Consider the following 16,747-nt stretch of genomic DNA (forward strand, 5'->3'; position numbering starts at 1 on the left):
ATTTTTATTTATGAGTATCAGGAAACATTAACACAAAGTTACAGGCGACAGGTTGCAAGCGACAACTCATCACTCATCACCCACACTACAAGTAGCCTGTAACCTGCTACCTGCAGCCTGTAAACATAGAGTATAGGTAACTTGATATTAATCATTCCCGATACTCATTTTTTTATTTTCTACCAATACCATTTCCGGGAAAATAAAATTAAAGGATGGCTTTACGTGCGGTAAATAAGGAGACATATTTAATTCTTATATTTACACCAAAAAGGATAATATGAGTAATAAGCTAAACCGTAGATCATTTCTTCGCCAGGGAACGTTAGCCGGGGCGGCCTCAATTGTTGGATTATCATTGATCCCCAGGATATCATGGGGAAGCATTCTTAAAACTACTCCTGACCTTGTGGTGGTTAATGGAGAAGAATATTTCGATAATACCAGGAAAGCCGTCGAGATGCTTGGTGGTATGAAACGTTTTGTCGGCCAAGGACAGATTGTTGGGTTATTGGTTAATTCTGACTTTGAAGACAGAGGAGCCTATGTCAATCCTGATATCGTTCTTTCCATTATTCAGCAATGTGTTGATGCAGGTGCGCAGGAGTTTATCTGCCTGCAGAAAATCAAAGATGAATACTGGCAACGCAGTATGCATTATTCTGATCTTCAGCAATTAATGGATAAAGTGAAAAGTGTTGAATCCAATGTTTTTCCTGCCAAATTTAATGAGGAAGATTTCAGGACCGTTCCTGAAATCCAGGGTGCAGTTTTGCTCAAAGACATGGAGATCGTAAAAGCAATAGATAACTGTGATGTTTTTATCAATATTGCCATTGGGAAGCATCATGCGACCACCTTGTATACCGGGGCCATAAAGAACATGATGGGAATCTGTACACGTAAAAGCAATGTATTTATGCACCTGGGTGCAGGAACAAAAAATGATCCGGAACATCTGGGGCAAAGCCTTGCAGAGATAAACCTATACCGGAAACCCGACCTTGTGATTGTTGATTCCTCCTATTTTATAACTACCAATGGACCCGTAGGTCCGGGTGAGATTAAACAACCACAAAAAATACTGGCAGGGACGGATATTGTTGCAACCGATTCCATGGGCGCCCGCTTGCTTGGTTATGAAGCCTCAGATATTCTCCATATAGTAAAAGCACATGAATTAGGTCAGGGGGAAATCGATCTGTCAATGATTATTGTCAAGGAAACCTAAATACCCAATTAGTTATGAAACGAACCAGATTTTTAGTTTTAACCACTTTCTTTGTTTTTTTATTTTTTACAGCATTGGCCCAGGATTCAATTCATCCGGAAGACTTGCTTCCATCGGAAGAGTTGTTGGGGAGTTTTCTTCTTGTTCAGGAGGTAGAAAAATATTCAGGAGATGAGCTTTTTTCCCTGATCAATGGAGGGGCTGATCTTTTTCTTGAATATGGTTTTTCCAATGTTATCAAAGCCGATTATAAAAATGATGAGGGTTCACTTTCTGTTGAGATCTACGAGATGACGGACCCTCAGGCTGCTTTTGGGATATACACGATGATGCAGATGAAAGATGATGTGCCTGATAATCTGGGTGACGCCGGACAAATTCTCGGCGATTATGCACTTTTCTCCAAGGACCGTTTTGTAGTTAAGTTGAATACTAACCTTCCCGACAAGGAAGCTGAAAACATTCTCAATAAATTTTCTGCCGGAATAGCCGGAAAGATCAAAATGTCAACCTTTAAGCCATTGATGGTTATACAGCTTCTGCCCATTACCCACTCCGATTATCCTGAAATGAAGATTTTCAAGGGTCCGGTAGGTTTAAACAATATCTACCCGCTTAGCCAGTCAAATATTTACAATTTTAAAATTGGGGTAGCAGGAATATATGAAAACTATAAAGTGTTGGTACTGGAATGTACCAATGTTGCCAATGCTCAAATACAATATGGGGCCATTGCAGATATGATTGCTACCACCGGGAAATACTCAAATTTTGTACAAAAAGGGATTGATTTTTCAGCTTCAGATCATATAAATAACAAAATCGCTGTGTCTGTTTATGAGAAATATGTTTTTCTTATAATTCATACAGGAAATATGAATGTTGAACCTCTCCGCAGGGAGATCAGGTTGAACATCGACCTTATCTCAAATTAGAAAGGATTACATTAGCCCGCTTGATAATTTTTTTTGCATTGGAGCCTCCAATTGTATTATATTTGTGTAAATCCTTAAATATCAATTATTATGAGAACATTTACCAAAGTAATTATCTGGATTATTGCAATTTTGGTTATCCTGGTGATCATTTCTTATTTGCTGCCCGGTAAGTATTATATCGAACGCAGCGTGGTTATTAATGCAGACAAAGAAATCATCTTTGATCAGTTTTGTGATTACAACAACTGGGAAAATTGGACTCCCTGGGGAAAGGAGCTTGATTCTGCAGCCACGATCGAGTTTATCGGATCCTGTGAAGAGGGAGCTATTCAAAAATGGGATGGAGAAATAATGGGAAACGGTGAGATGATGATAACCCGTTTGATTCCTTATGAAATCATGGAATATGAACTTAAATTCGACGGAGGTAAATACCGGTCGCAGGGTAGTATGTTCCTTGAACCGGAGGAGGAGGGATACAGGGTAACCTGGACCGATGAGGGTGATTTGGGATACAATCCCATTACCCGTTATATGGGTTTGATGATAGATGGTATGATGGGGCCGGATTTCGAAAAAGGATTAAATAAACTGAAAGAAGTTGCCGAAGGGATGCCCGACTTCCCCGATATTGAGGTCACTGAGGTGGAACCTGTTATCGCGCTTTCCATCACCGATAGTTCGACACTTGATCAGATGGGAATGAAAATGGCTGAGCTCTATGAACTGTTAAGCGGATATATTACTGCCAGAAAAGCAAATATAACCGGTCCTGCTTATTGTGTCTTCCATTCCTGGGATCCGGAAGGCCATACCGTAATTGAGGCTGGGTTTCCGGTCGACAAGGAATTACCTGAGAAACTGAATATGAAGAGCACTCTTACCCCAGGTGGTAAGGCTTTGAAGAGCTTGTTTATTGGACCCTATGATCAGTCGGAAGCCGTTTACATGGCCATGGATAAATATTTGAAGCATAATAAGTTGGAAATGGCCGGAGGGCCCTGGGAAGTATATCTTAACGACCCGGTCACCGAGCCCGATCCCAACAAATGGGAGACATTGATTTATTTTCCTATAAAGTAAAAAGAAACTTATGTGCGGCAGGTATGTCCTGGTTCAGAAAGCAGAGGTGATTGAAAAGCGTTTCAATGTTACGTTCCCGGAACATTTGGAATGGAAGGCGGCTTATAATATTTCCCCGGGGAACCAGGCACCTGTCATCACAGGGGATAAACCCCGTGAAATCCAGTTATTCTATTTCGGATTAACCCCTTTCTGGGCCAGGAAACCCATGTACCTGTTCAATGCCCGTGCTGAAGGCGACCATAACCAGGAAAATGACCCGGAGTATAAAGGCAGCAAGGGAATAATAACCAAGCCGGCTTTCAGAAAACCTATCCGTTCGCAGAGGTGTCTGGTTCCTGCAGATTGTTTCATTGAAGGCACTATTAAGGAAAAACTGGCTAAGCCATTTGTTGTTTATCTTAAGGATGGAATAAGGCCGTTCTCTTTTGCCGGGTTATGGGATTCGTGGACCAACAAGGAGACAGGAGAGGTAATCCATTCCTTTGCGATTATCACCACTGTGGCAAATTCTTTACTTCAACGCATACCCCATCATAGATCCCCGGTAATTCTGGATCAAAGGGATGAAGCGCTATGGCTGGATAATGACCTGCCGCTTTCGGGAGTTACGCACTTACTCAGACCATATCCCGCTGAGAAAATGAATGCTTATCCAATATCCGATCGCATCCGTAATCCAAAAGCCGATGGCCCGGAACTTTTAAAACCGGCAGGGGAGAGGCTGGCTCCGGAATACGAGGTAAGAACCCGCAGTGACCTCACCTTACAGGGTATGGGCAGCAATAAAAGATATACCGATCCCCTTGACCTGCTTTGGGAAAACTAAGCTCTCGGATCTTTCACAAGAGCCATTTTCTCCATTTTATGAACCTCAATACTGGGAAATCCGAATTCTTCCACTACTTTACCTGTGACCCGGTATACTCCATTTCCCCGGAAAGGATATTTCTTCAATGCATCCGGAAAGTGAACGGTATCAAAGAATTCCCCGCTTTTATCAAGGAAGGCGGCGAAATGCATGATGTCCCTTTTAATCGTCTTTACGTATTTGATCGTGACCAGCAGCCCTGTGATTTCAATAATCTTACCAATTGACTCTGCAAGTCCGGAGGCAAGGAAACAGCTTTCAGGAGGCGATTGAAGGAGATCAAAATAGCTTAACGACACCGGAAAGCCCAGTAATTCGATTTCGTCGTAGGCATCTTCCGTCGGGCTGTTTTCCAGCTGGGGAAGGCGAAATCCTTTTGAGGAATGGCGAAATAGCGGATTACTTTCGGGTGTGCGGTTTTTCTTACCAATGATGAGATGGGCTTCCCAAAGAAGGTGGGCTTTGGTCTTTCCTGTAAAACTAAAGGCCCCTGCACGGATCAGGATCACCATTTGTTCTATCCCTGCCGGAACCCTTGCGCAAAAATCTTCCAGGGAAGCAAAGGTCCCATGGGCATTTCTCTCCGAAACAATGGCCCATGCCGTTTTGTTTTCCAGGTTGGCGAGGTGAATAAAACCGATGTAAACATCCTCCCCCCGTATGCAGGTCTTGTATTCGCTGTTGTTGACACAGGGCAGGAGTATATTGGCACCCCAGCGCCTGGCTTCATTAAAGTAAACCCAGGAAGTGTAAAATCCGCCGAAATTGTTGATTACGGCAACCATGAACTCTTTCGGATAATGGGCTTTCAGGAAAAGACTCTGGTAGCTTTCCACCGCATACGAAGCCGAGTGGGCTTTGGAGAACGAATACCCGGCAAAAGACTCTATCTGCCGCCATACTTCCCGGGTGATCTCATCCGGGTACCCTCTTTCTTTGCAATTGGTAAAGAATTTCTCCACAATGCGTTGAAATTCCTTTTTCCCCCGGAATTTGCCACTCATTGCCCTCCTTAGTACATCGGAATCGGCCAGGTCGAGCCCTGCAAAGTGGTGACAAACCTTCAGGACATCTTCCTGATAAACCATAACACCATAGGTTTCGCTGAGTTGTTCTTCCATTACCGGGTGAAGGTATGAAAAGCCCCGGGGATTATGGAAACGCCGGATATATTCCTTCATCATTCCTGAGCGGGCTACACCGGGGCGGATGATGGAGCTGGCAGCCACAAGGCTGAGGTAATTATCGCAGTGTAGCTTTTTCAGGAGGCCGCGCATAGCCGGGCTTTCAATGTAAAAGCAACCGTTGGTCTCACCGGATCTCAACATGCGCTTCACATCCGGATCCTGTTTGAACTTTTCCACCTGATGAACGTCGACTTTGATGCCACGGTTTTCCATGACAATATCCGCACAGTCGCGAATATGGCCAATGCCCCGTTGACTCAGGATATCAAGTTTCTCAAAGCCGATATCCTCGGCGACATACATATCCCATTGCGTGGTTGGAAAACCTTTGGGGGGCAGGTCAAGGGCGGTGTAATACGTTATAGGCTCCTCAGAGATCAGCACACCCCCGGCATGGATGCTCCGGATATTCGGAAAGTCGATCACTTTAACCGCCAGGGAGTGGATATTCCGGATGATCTCGCTGTTGTTGAATTCCGACCCGGGGTGCTCTACCAAAAGGTCGATCTCATTCTTCGGGAGTCCGTAAACCTTGCCCAGTTCCCGGTAAATGGAGCGGCCTTTAAAGGTCGACATGGCTCCGAGCAAAGCAGTATGATTGCGACCGTAGCGCTTGAAGATGTAATCCTGTACTTCATCCCTTTCATTCCATGAATAGTCGATGTCGAAATCGGGAGGATTGCTGCGCTTCGGATTGATAAACCTCTCGAAGTAAAGGTTTAATTCAATAGGGTCAACATCTGTGATCTTCAGGCAATAAGCTACCAGACTGTTGGCCCCGCTGCCCCTGCCTACATGGTAAAAGCCCCGCGACATGGAATAGCGGATGATATCCCAGGTGATCAGAAAGTAAGCGGCAAAACCAAGTTTAGAGATGATCTCAAGCTCCCCTTCCATACGCTTACGGGCTTGTTCACAGGATTTGCCGTAACGGTAAACCAGGCCGTCACGGGCAAGTTTTTCCAGCAATATGCGATCATCATAAACACTGCCGGTAAAAGTCCTTTTGTTCTTAACCGACTGAAAATCAAAGTTAATACTGCAGGAACGCATCATTCTTTCGGTGTTGGCGATGATCTCCGGGAAATCCTGGTAACGCCGGAGTAGCTTCTCTGCAGATACCATAAAGGCTTCAATACCGGCAAGATTGTCTGGTCTTAATTTGGTTATCAAGGTATTGAGGTCAATGGCCCGGAGATTTTGATGCAACAGAAAATCTTCACCCCCTCTGTGTACCACCGGATGCTGGATGACCAGTTTATCCTGGCTATAGCGGTACCTGGAAAACGGCAGGCGCGATACGTCCCTGATCCCTACCCCGATATATTCATTTTCCCGGAGCCCTTTGGTATCGCGGCTGCCGTAAGGGTACACCACGAAGGCATTGGTAAAGGCAGGAGGGAGGGAGGGAAGAGCAGTAGCTTCCAGGGTGTGGTTGCTGAGAAACTCGTTCAGCTCTCTGAAACCTTCATTGTTCATTGCCAGGCCGGTATAGAGTAGCTTATCCCCGTCTCTGAAGCTGATGCCTGCCATGGGGCTTATACCGTTTTCCCGGCAGGCTTTTACAAAGTCCATGACCCCGGAGGAATTATTGATATCGGTAAGGCCCAGGGCATCTATCCCCAGACTTTTTGCCCTTTCCACGAGTTTTTCAACCGGAAGGGTACCGTAGCGCAGACTGTAATATGAATGTGAATTCCAGTACATTATACTCCAATTCCCCTTCTGATTGCCGTTTTCCCGAAGCGTATGCGTATACTGTCCATAGCCTGGTAAAGGCTGATCATTTCCGGACTGTCTTCAAACAGGTCGAGTTGCTGCACTCCTCCCACCAGGCCACTAAGCCTGACACCTACCAACCGTATCAGCATACGGCGCTGATATAGCTTGCTGAAAAGATCCAGGCTTGTTTTTATCAGGATATGGTCGAAGGAAGTATAAGGTATCTGTTGCTGTAACGTGTGTGTGTCGAAGTTCGCATAACGGATCTTTACCGTTACACAGGAAGCCAGTTTCTGCTTTTTTCGAAGTTCAAAGGCCAGCTTTTCTACCTTATAGGTTATGATCCGCTGTATTTCGGCAATATCGATGGTATCGGACTCGAATGTTGTTTCCGAGCCGATCGATTTGCGTTCGGAATAGGACTGAACAGGGGTATGGTCGATCCCGTTAGCCTTTTTCCATATTACAATGCCGTTTTTTCCCATGAGGCTTTCCATCATTTCCGGGGGGATACGGCTTAACGTTCCCACGGTGGAAACACCCATGGAGCGGAGCAACTGGTATGATCTGGCACCTATCATGGGGATTTTACGGATGGATAAGGGAGACAGAAAAGGCATGACCTGCTGACCGGGAATCTGCAATTCTCCGTTTGGCTTGGCTTCGTTCGTAGCCATTTTCGAAATGGTCTTGTTTACCGACAAACCGAAAGAGATAGGCAATCCGGTTTCCCGGGTAATGCGTTCCCTCAGCTCATGTGTCCACCGGTAACAGCCAAAAAAACGATCCATGCCCGTGATGTCTATATAATGCTCATCAATGGAGGCTTTTTCGAAAACGGGCGATTGTTCGGCAATGATGCCGGTGACCATTCTCGAATAGCGGCTGTAAAGGTCCATGTCACCCCGTATGACCATCGCATCACCGCAGAGGGATCGGGCCATTTTCATCGGCATAGCAGAGTGCACACCGAATTTCCTGGCTTCATAACTGCAACTGGCAACCACACCCCGGTCGGAAAGCCCCCCGATGATCACCGGCTTGCCTTGCAGCCGGCTGTTCTGCAAACGCTCTACCGATACAAAAAAAGTATCGAGGTCGAAATGCACGATACAACGCTCTTCTGTGTACATTTTTTAAGAATTACTTGACATTTTAGAAATTTGTTGTATTTTTGATTAAAATTTAATCAAAATTTTGATTACAATATAATCAAATTAATAATACAAGGCAAGGAAAATTATGTATGTGAATCGTTAAAGGGAGCAAAAGGTTACAGGTTACAAGGTACAGGGTGCAGGGTACAGAAAGCGAGGTGCGTTAACCTGCAACCTGTTGTAACCTGCAGCCTGTAACCTGCAACAGTAAGTTTCCTTGTACAAAAAAACATTAAGATGTATTTCAGTTCCAACATTAAGCTTCTCAGGAAGCGGCGCGGCCGCACCCAGGATGATGTGGCTCATGCGCTGAACATGAAAAGGCCGACATTGAGCGGTTACGAAAACAATGTTGCCGAGCCGGGCATAGAAGCGCTGATGGCTTTTTCGAAGTATTACAACATTGCCATTGATACGCTGATCAGGATAGATCTTGCCGGGCTTGCTGAAAGCCAGCTTTCCCAGCTGGAAAAGGGTTTTGATGTGTATCTGAACGGAAGCAGCCTGCGTGTTCTGGCCACTACCGTGAACAGCGATAATGAGGAAAATATCGAGCTGGTGAATGAAAAGGCCATGGCAGGTTATACCCGTGGGTTTGCGGATCCTGAATTCATCAGGATATTGCCGGCTTTCCAGCTTCCTTTTTTATCGAAGAACAGGAAATACCGGACTTTCCAGATACAGGGGGATTCAATGCTCCCCATCCCTGATAAATCGTGGGTTACCGGAGAGTTTGTCCAGAACTGGAAGGCTACCCGTAATAATTTCCCTCACATCATCCTTACTCTTGATGATGGCATTGTGTTTAAGATCGTTGACAACCAGATAGAAACGAAAGGTGTACTCAGGCTCAGCTCATTGAACCCTCTTTATGAACCTTATGAAATACCTGTTACCCAGGTCAAGGAAATGTGGAAATTTGTCCATTACATCAGTTCAGAGCTACCGGAGCCCAATTTACCCATGGATAGGATGGCAGGGGAGTTACAGGAGTTGAAAAAACAAGTGCATGCAATACAGACCAGCTTAAACCTCTGAGAAGATTATGTATGCCGTTATTGATGTAGAAACGACCGGGCTGAATGCCAAATCAGAACGAATTACGGAGATTGCTATCCTCGTGCATGACGGGAACCAAGTGGTTGATAGTTTTCAAACCCTCCTTAATCCGGAAAAAAGGATCCCACACATGATAACCGGCCTGACAGGAATAGATAACCGGATGGTTGCGGAAGCACCGTATTTTTTTGAGGTTGCCCGAAAAATTGTGGAGATGACGGAAGGCAAGGTGATTGTCGGTCATAATGTTGCTTTTGATTACGGGTTCATTCGACATGAGTTCCAGCGTTTATTCTACGATTTTAAAAGAAAGACCATCTGCACCAAGAAGCTGGCCCGCAAACTGTTACCCGGACGGAGGCATTATGGGCTTGGGTCTTTATGCAAAGATCTTGAAATAGCCAATTCAGCGAGACATCGTGCAGCCGGAGATGCCATGGCAACGGCCAGGCTTTTCGAGTTTCTATTGTCGAAGGAAAGAAACTTCCTGGAGTCATCCCTGCGCCATTACAGTTCAGGACTGGAACCTTCTGTTGTTGACAGGTTGCCGGAGGACATTGGTGTGTATTACTTTCTCGATAAAGAAGGGCAGATTATTTATATCGGAAAAAGCGTGAATATCAGAGACAGGGTGATCTCTCATCTGAACAATAACATCACCAAACGGGCTATTGACATGAGGGATCAAATGGCCGGCATCCATTATGAGCTTACGGGAAGCGAGTTGATTGCCCTTTTACTGGAGTCTTATGAGATAAAAAGGCATAAGCCTCCTTTTAACCGGCAACAACGAAGAGTCAGTTACCCTTATGGCTTGTTTGATTTTCCGGATAAGGATGGGTTTATAAACCTTGAAATCAGAAGGATAAGAGCGGGCGATCATCCCCTCACCAGTTATTCCAATGCCCGTGAAGGTCGTGAACATCTTAATTATCTCCTGGAAAACTATACACTTTGCCAAAAGTACTGTGGATTATACAAAACCCAGGGCCCATGTTTTCATCATCAGATCCACCGTTGCCAGGGAGCATGTGCAGGTCTGGAAGGTCATGAAACATATAATCATCGTGTTGAAGAAGCTATTGCCAGGTACATAAGCGCGGAGGATAGCTATTTTATTATTGACCGTGGCCGCTTCAGGGATGAAAGATCGGTGGTTAAAATTGTAAACGGTCATTACTGCGGTTTCGGATACATGGATATCAACGAAACGGCTTATGCCGAAGCCCTGATGGATTGCATAAAACCCTATCCTGAAAACCGGGATACCCATATCATTCTTAAAGGGTATTTGAGAAGCCATAAAGACAAGGTTACACTTTTGAAAATTGGGGAGCCGGCAATACAATGAGCATCAGCGCCATTTTATGCGAATAAAGCTCTCGTCTTTGCGGAACGATTCGGGAATATTACCCGATATCGTGTTTTTTAGCTCCATGATCAGTCCATCACGGGAAAAAGTGCTGTGAACCACTATTCCAATCTCGCGGCTGGGTTCCGGATGGATAAACCTCCTGATATTGTCTTTGTTAACTATTTCGTGTTCCAGAGAAAGCTCCGGCAACAATGTGTATCCGGCACCTTCTTCCACTAATCTCAGCAAAGAGCCGATTGAGCCACTTTGATATTCAAACGACATCTCATCGTTCCTTTTTGTAGCGCTGCAAATATTCAGGGCCTGGTTACGGAAGCAATGCCCCTCTTCCATCAGTAACAAACCATCTATACCAAGCTCATTCTGATCCAGGATTTCCTTTTCCAATAAAGGATGCCCGGCCGGCAAATATGCCAGGAATGGTTCGTAATAAACCGGAATTTCCCTTATCTGATCTTCATTGATCGGAGTGGCCATAATTCCGATATCAATAGTGTCTTTTTTTATGGCCGATATAATGTGTTCACTTTGCATTTCCGAGATTATCAGTCGTGTATCCGGTAAATAGCGAATGAAATGGGGGAGGAAGCGATGGATGAGATAGGGGGCCAACGTGGGAATAATACCGATCCTGTACATCCCGCTTACTTCCTCTTTTTCCTGGGTAATCTTGCTCTTTAGCAAACGGTATTCCTTTATGATCCTTCTTGCCCCATCAATAAATTCCACTCCCTGGCGGGTTGGCTGTAATGGTTTCCTGGTACGGTTAAAGATCTGAAACCCTATTTCATCCTCCAGCTTTTGAACCTGCATGGTCAGCGTAGGTTGGGTGACAAAGCAGGATTCCGCTGCACGGACGAAGTTCCTGTGATTATCCAGGGCTATTACGTATTCCAGTTGTTGAATGGTCATATTATAAGTTTATGCTATATCAAAATAGATATTATTGATTTGACAAATATAATAAAATGAATGATATTTGCAGAAAATTAGGAATTATGATTTAAGAATTTAAAATTAAGGAGATTAATTATGGAAGAAAAGAATGAAATTACAATGATGCCGCGTATCGGGGACATTGCGCCTGATTTTACGGCTGTTACAACCAAGGGAACCATTAAATTATCGGACTTTGCCAAGGACAAATGGATAGTTATGTTTTCGCATCCTGCCGACTTCACGCCGGTGTGTACAACCGAGATGAGTGGTTTTGCCGAAAGAAAGAGTGAATTTGATGCACTGAACGCAGAATTGTTGGGTCTTAGCATAGACAGCATTCATTCGCATCTGGCCTGGGTTCACAATGTTAAGGAGAAGACCGGTGTTTACTTTGATTTTCCGATTATAGCCGACCTCGACATGAAAGTTTCGAAGTTGTATGGCATGCTTCAGCCCAATGAAAGTGAAACTGCAGCTGTAAGAGCGGTATTTTTTATCGACCCGAACAAGAAGATTCGCCTGATCATGTATTATCCGCTGAACGTTGGAAGGAATATGGACGAGATCATCAGGGTTCTGGTTGCCCTTCAGACAGCCGATAAGTACAAGGTGGCGCTGCCTTTGAACTGGAAAAAGGGTGATAAAGTGATAGTTCCTCCGCCAAAGACCCTTGATGAAATGAATGAGCGGATGAAAGACACTACCTGCGAACGGATAGATTTTTATCTCTGCAAAAAGGATTTGAATTAAAAGATCACATTCAAGTAAGAGTAAACAGGAATCCCTGAATCCGGGATTCCTGTTTTTGTTTTTATCAGTAAACCATGAATTTCCTTGTGGTTTTGTTTGTACCGGCTTCAGCCGTACAGTAATAAATGCCTGCAGGTAAATCCTGGATATTAACGGAAACATTTTCATTGTTCCCGTTGAAGGAGTTGATCTGAATTGATTTTACAATCTGGCCGACGGGGTTGAAAATATTGATGGTTAGTTCAGAAATCTGATCAAGCGACAGGTTGAAGTTTATGTTCTGACGAGCCGGATTCGGAAAGATCTCCGACATCAGGATAGTATTCCCGGGTTGATTTTCTTTGATCCCGATAAAGAAATCCTTGGGATAGCTAACATGATAAATGTTGTTGTTAACGGCTGCGGATTGCTCATTCGGCCACTCGAAAGTACCGGGCAGATTATCTTCCTGGAAAACAATATGCACCAAATCCTCAATATAAGCAGGCATTTGAGGGTATGCACATTCAGAGAAGATATAGATAATATCCGTATTCAGGTCAATTTGTCCTTCCCAGGATGTACCGGCATCAAAAGAAGCATTGGCAATGATATGGCGGTAGAAATGGGTTCCGCTTGAATAATCCGGAGACATAATGCTGGAAGAAATAAAAATATTATCGAGTGCATCAATGGATATCTGCGGGAAAGCGCAAAGCGCATTAGCATAGTTAGGTTGTCCGGAGGGGATTTCATAGGGCTCGGAGGATGTTACCCATCCGACAAGGTTGCCGGCCTCATACAGGTAATCCATTGTGTATGAGCTGATAAGGGTTGTATCCATAACCGGCATGTCCTCATTCCAGTAGATAAGTCCGTCTGTATATGGGTACCAGTTAACTTCGCCCTGAACGAAGAGTTTGACCATTCTTGGAAAAACAACATGAGCTTTGCCTTGTGAATCAAGAACTATTCCTGAAGAACCGACGCCACAGGGGATATCCGGGCTATCATCGGGGTGGTTGAAAGGAGTGTAGGGTACTTCAAAAACATCGATTTTATCCCAGGTATCGCCGTTGTTGGTGGATTTGAATATTCTTCCGCCATATTCATCAAATCCGTATGTAAAGGCGATGTTGCTTCCGACGGAATTCGACCAGTCGAAGCTGAGTGAGTTGATACTTTCGAAATAATCGGAACCCAATCCGTCGATGATCACTCCATCAATATCCCATGTTTCGGCACCATCGGAGGAACGGTAGTAGAGCAAAGCATTGGTTTGTCCCATGTATGGTTCGTCATAGGTCATGGCCAGTAAGTGTATATATTCATGGTTTTCGCCACCGGTGGTCATGGAGTGCCATACAAGAGAGGTTCCTGTAGGACCGGTAAGTTCGGTCATAACCCATTCGCCTTCGCCTTTGTTTTCTCTTTTAAAGAAAAGTATTGGGCCTTCTCCGGCGATGTATTTATAAAGACACATGATTTCGCCGTTTGGTCCCCAGGCTGAATAGCTTGGCCAGCCCATACGGTCGGCAGGACCAATATGAGGAGTATAGGTTCCCCAGGATGCCCCGTCGAAATAGTTATAACCTGCGCCGCGCTCAGGATCACCGGTTTCGCCACGATTCATCCAGGTAGCGCCGATCGTTCCATCGGGGAAGGCGAAGACACGCTCCATGACATTTCCGTAGTTAACCGTTTGCGCATCGTACCAGGTATAGCCTATGACCGATTGGTCGAGAAATTTCTGGCCGATAATTGTCTCAGCAGGTGCCGACATCATTGCCGGATGCATTTTTGTTTCCTTTATGTGATAATTGCGTGCGTTCTTGTCGGGTGGGAAATATCCCGGCTGAGCGTACGCCATAATAAAAGCAAAAATTAAAAAGCAGGAAAGTAAAGCTCTTTTCATGGTGATGGTTTTTGGTTAGACAATAATTATTTCCTTTGTTAGGAAAGTATAAATATAATGAATTATTGAGCTCTGGAAAAAATTAATTCAGAATATTTATGTCCTATAATTAATATTATGTTAAATAGGATTTTTTAAATAAAGGAAGCAACAAAGCTTCCCTTATTTTATACCGGATTGATTATTTCAGTTTTTCGTTAAGTTCATTTAATTTGTCGGTCATGTTCAAGCGGGCATAAATCTCTTTAAGTGATGCAATTGTCGTTTTATCGTCAGGATTGATCTGGAGTGCCTGCTCAAGGAAAGGTATGGATTCTTTAAGAAGAGTTTCTGCCTCCCCCTTCATCTTTTCATATTTTTGGGTTTCTTCAAGTGGTAATGTATTGGCTGAATCGAGGATACCTGCAGCCTGGTTTACAAATAAGGCACCGAGGTTGTAATACGCGTCAAAATACTGAGGATCGATCTCAATGGCTTTTCTGTAAGCATTTTCGGCATCTTCAAAACGTCCAATATTTTCATAATTAGTTCCGACGGCAAAAAAGATACTTGGATTTGTAGCATCCTGTTCTATGGCTTTTTCCAGATTTTGTATTGCATTTTTAGTATCACCTTTTTGCAGGTAAATATTTGTTTCTGCAATTAACAAATCAAAATCCATGGGCATAATTTCTCTTCCTGAAAGAATGAGATCCAGAGCTCCGGTAGTATCTCCCTCAGACTTTAATATTTCACTAAGCTGTATGTAAATAACCGGTTTTTTGTAATTCATTTCAATCAGCTTGTTGTAGTATTCCTTTGCTTTTTCAAGATTCCCTCCTACCTGGGAAGCATAAGCAGTGTAATAAGCTGAAACGGTATCTGTTTTTCCGAACTCCTTGCTGATCAGAAATGTTCTTTCCAGATTGGTAGCAGCACCAGCAAAGTCATTTTGATTGAAATAATCCACTCCTTTGGCGTAAAAAGCCTGAGCAATGACCAGCAGGTTATTATTGACATCATTTGTGTATTCATTGGATTCATCGAGTTCTTTAGCTTTGCTATAGGATTCGTATGCAATTTCAATAGCATTATCTGAAAGGGCTCTTACTTCAGGATCGTCGCTGGTAGCTATCTGCAGGTAGATGGTGCCCCGGTAATACCAGGTTTTGGGATCTCCCATGGTACTCTCATCGGTAATGGTGGGTTCGATGTATTCCATGGCTTTAGCCAGATTGTTGTTCCTTAAGTAATTATAAGCGGTTGTCCTTTTGGCTTTTTGAGCATTTAAGGTGCCTGCTGCCAATACAATTAATAAAATGAAAGCAATCTTTTTCATCATTAAGCAATTTTTATTGATATTTCCTTGCATCCTTGAAAAAATACTATCTTATTAATAAAGAGCGTTTTAGGATATAAAGCAATTATTTCTGATACGGGTTACACAGCAAATTTAAAAAATACGCTGTAAACAGTACAATAATTTTGCCAAAATTACTCCTTCACCTCTGTACCGTTGTTTTCCTGAGTTTCACTAGATTCAGTATTGTTACCATCATTTACCTCATCGGGCATATCTTCCTGGTCAATGATGCTGACTTTAGCAACAGCAGCGATAGCGTCATCATCGCGAAGGTTAATAAGGCGCACTCCCTGTGTTGCTCTGCCCATTACCCGGAGGCTTTCGACCGGCAAGCGGATAAGCAATCCTGATTTATTGATGATCATCAGATCGTCTATATCGGTTACATCGTTGATGGAGATCAGGTATCCGGTTTTGGTGGTAATATTGATGGTTTTTACTCCTTTTCCGCCTCGGTTGGTAACCCGGTAATCCTCAAGGCTGGAGCGTTTACCATATCCATTTTCCGAAACAACCAATATATGGGATTCTTCACTTTCTACGCAAACCATTCCAATTACTTCATCCTTGTTATTGGCAAGGGTAATTCCTTTAACACCGGCGGCGTTTCTTCCCATTGCCCGGACGTTTCCTTCATTAAAGCGTATTGCCCTGCCTGATTTCAGAGCCATCAGTATCTCCTGGTTCCCATTGGTTAAGCGGGCTGCCAGGAGCCGGTCCCCTTCATTGATATTGATGGCGTTGATACCGTTTTGTCTTGGTCTTGAGAATGCTTCCAGCGCCATCTTTTTAATTGTACCTTTCTGGGTACACAGTACGATAAAATTATTTTTTATGTATTCCTCATCTTTAAGATTCTTCACATTAATGAATGCCCTTACTTTATCGTTGGGTTCAATGTTAATCAGGTTTTGAATGGCTCTTCCTTTGGAAGATTTAGTTCCTTCCGGAATTTCAAATACTCTCAACCAGAAGCACTTGCCGTTTTCGGTGAAGAAAAGCATATGGTTATGGTTGGTAGCAACAAACAGGTATTCCACAAAATCTTCATCACGGATATCGCTTCCACGGGCTCCGCGTCCTCCCCTGTTCTGCCGGCGATATTCGCTGAGCGGAGTACGCTTGATATACCCCATATGGCTGATGGTGAGCACAACATCTTCATCAGGAATGGTATCTTCAATACGGAAGTCATCGGC

At 43.9% G+C, this 16,747-nt stretch carries 13 protein-coding genes; 7 read left to right on the plus strand and 6 right to left on the minus strand.

Annotation, left to right across the window (positions count from 1 at the left end; translation table 11 throughout):
• The first annotated feature begins 280 nt into the window (after positions 1 to 280).
• The 4 genes from KKA81_13510 to KKA81_13525 all read left to right on the plus strand — a co-directional run bounded on the left by KKA81_13510 (position 281) and on the right by KKA81_13525 (position 4,081).
• The gene (locus KKA81_13510; protein ID MBU2651941.1) at positions 281 to 1,231 is read left to right on the plus strand and encodes a DUF362 domain-containing protein; all 951 of its coding nucleotides are present in this window, start codon (positions 281 to 283) and stop codon (positions 1,229 to 1,231) included.
• A gap of 14 nt (positions 1,232 to 1,245) precedes the next feature.
• On the plus strand, positions 1,246 to 2,166 hold the full coding sequence (locus KKA81_13515; protein ID MBU2651942.1) for a hypothetical protein: 921 nt from the start codon (positions 1,246 to 1,248) through the stop codon (positions 2,164 to 2,166).
• 90 nt (positions 2,167 to 2,256) lie between these two features.
• Positions 2,257 to 3,252, plus strand: a complete 996-nt coding sequence (locus KKA81_13520) for a GyrI-like domain-containing protein (protein MBU2651943.1) — start codon at positions 2,257 to 2,259, stop codon at positions 3,250 to 3,252.
• A 10-nt stretch (positions 3,253 to 3,262) separates the two neighbouring features.
• Entirely contained in the window at positions 3,263 to 4,081 is an 819-nt protein-coding gene (locus tag KKA81_13525) for an SOS response-associated peptidase (protein MBU2651944.1), read from the plus strand.
• Here the strand turns inward: KKA81_13525 and dnaE are convergent.
• Together dnaE and dinB are read right to left on the minus strand one after the other, a co-directional pair.
• Positions 4,078 to 7,017, minus strand: a complete 2,940-nt coding sequence (dnaE, locus tag KKA81_13530) for a DNA polymerase III subunit alpha (GenBank protein ID MBU2651945.1) — start codon at positions 7,015 to 7,017, stop codon at positions 4,078 to 4,080. The genes KKA81_13525 and dnaE overlap by 4 nt on opposite strands.
• On the minus strand, positions 7,017 to 8,165 hold the full coding sequence (gene dinB / locus KKA81_13535; GenBank protein ID MBU2651946.1) for a DNA polymerase IV: 1,149 nt from the start codon (positions 8,163 to 8,165) through the stop codon (positions 7,017 to 7,019). The genes dnaE and dinB overlap by 1 nt, the downstream gene beginning before the upstream one ends.
• 261 nt (positions 8,166 to 8,426) lie before the next feature.
• Here dinB and KKA81_13540 point away from each other — a divergent pair, with 261 nt between their 5' ends.
• Positions 8,427 to 9,227 (plus strand): LexA family transcriptional regulator, encoded by an 801-nt coding sequence (locus KKA81_13540; GenBank protein MBU2651947.1) that lies wholly within the window; start codon positions 8,427 to 8,429, stop codon positions 9,225 to 9,227.
• A gap of 7 nt (positions 9,228 to 9,234) precedes the next feature.
• Positions 9,235 to 10,599, plus strand: a complete 1,365-nt coding sequence (locus KKA81_13545; protein ID MBU2651948.1) for a GIY-YIG nuclease family protein — start codon at positions 9,235 to 9,237, stop codon at positions 10,597 to 10,599.
• Between the two features lie 3 nt (positions 10,600 to 10,602).
• Here the strand turns inward: KKA81_13545 and KKA81_13550 are convergent, their stop codons facing one another.
• Positions 10,603 to 11,535, minus strand: a complete 933-nt coding sequence (locus KKA81_13550) for a hydrogen peroxide-inducible genes activator (GenBank protein ID MBU2651949.1) — start codon at positions 11,533 to 11,535, stop codon at positions 10,603 to 10,605.
• Positions 11,536 to 11,655: 120 nt separating this feature from the next.
• Here KKA81_13550 and KKA81_13555 point away from each other — a divergent pair, with 120 nt between their 5' ends.
• On the plus strand, positions 11,656 to 12,312 hold the full coding sequence (locus KKA81_13555) for a peroxiredoxin (GenBank protein ID MBU2651950.1): 657 nt from the start codon (positions 11,656 to 11,658) through the stop codon (positions 12,310 to 12,312).
• A 64-nt stretch (positions 12,313 to 12,376) separates the two neighbouring features.
• Here the strand turns inward: KKA81_13555 and KKA81_13560 are convergent, their stop codons facing one another.
• From KKA81_13560 to KKA81_13570, 3 genes are all read right to left on the minus strand, one after another.
• The gene (locus KKA81_13560) at positions 12,377 to 14,206 is read right to left on the minus strand and encodes a T9SS type A sorting domain-containing protein (GenBank protein MBU2651951.1); all 1,830 of its coding nucleotides are present in this window, start codon (positions 14,204 to 14,206) and stop codon (positions 12,377 to 12,379) included.
• Between the two features lie 181 nt (positions 14,207 to 14,387).
• Positions 14,388 to 15,527, minus strand: a complete 1,140-nt coding sequence (locus KKA81_13565) for a tetratricopeptide repeat protein (protein ID MBU2651952.1) — start codon at positions 15,525 to 15,527, stop codon at positions 14,388 to 14,390.
• A 152-nt stretch (positions 15,528 to 15,679) separates the two neighbouring features.
• The coding region (locus KKA81_13570) for a DNA gyrase subunit A (protein MBU2651953.1) at positions 15,680 to 16,747 on the minus strand (1,068 nt) is incomplete at its 5' end.

Source organism: Bacteroidota bacterium (assembly GCA_018831055.1).
Taxonomy (GTDB): domain Bacteria; phylum Bacteroidota; class Bacteroidia; order Bacteroidales; family B18-G4; genus M55B132.

Bases quoted from the DNA above. Each gene is read 5' to 3' on its own strand.
- KKA81_13515 (MBU2651942.1), top strand. From the start codon at position 1,246: ATGAAACGAACCAGATTTTTAGTTTTAACCACTTTCTTTGTTTTTTTA.
- KKA81_13545 (MBU2651948.1), top strand. From the start codon at position 9,235: ATGTATGCCGTTATTGATGTAGAAACGACCGGGCTGAATGCCAAATCA.
- KKA81_13550 (MBU2651949.1), bottom strand. From the start codon at position 11,535: ATGACCATTCAACAACTGGAATACGTAATAGCCCTGGATAATCACAGG.
- KKA81_13540 (MBU2651947.1), top strand. From the start codon at position 8,427: ATGTATTTCAGTTCCAACATTAAGCTTCTCAGGAAGCGGCGCGGCCGC.
- KKA81_13510 (MBU2651941.1), top strand. From the start codon at position 281: ATGAGTAATAAGCTAAACCGTAGATCATTTCTTCGCCAGGGAACGTTA.
- dnaE (MBU2651945.1), bottom strand. From the start codon at position 7,017: ATGTACTGGAATTCACATTCATATTACAGTCTGCGCTACGGTACCCTT.
- KKA81_13560 (MBU2651951.1), bottom strand. From the start codon at position 14,206: ATGAAAAGAGCTTTACTTTCCTGCTTTTTAATTTTTGCTTTTATTATG.
- KKA81_13525 (MBU2651944.1), top strand. From the start codon at position 3,263: ATGTGCGGCAGGTATGTCCTGGTTCAGAAAGCAGAGGTGATTGAAAAG.
- dinB (MBU2651946.1), bottom strand. From the start codon at position 8,165: ATGTACACAGAAGAGCGTTGTATCGTGCATTTCGACCTCGATACTTTT.
- KKA81_13555 (MBU2651950.1), top strand. From the start codon at position 11,656: ATGGAAGAAAAGAATGAAATTACAATGATGCCGCGTATCGGGGACATT.
- KKA81_13520 (MBU2651943.1), top strand. From the start codon at position 2,257: ATGAGAACATTTACCAAAGTAATTATCTGGATTATTGCAATTTTGGTT.
- KKA81_13565 (MBU2651952.1), bottom strand. From the start codon at position 15,527: ATGATGAAAAAGATTGCTTTCATTTTATTAATTGTATTGGCAGCAGGC.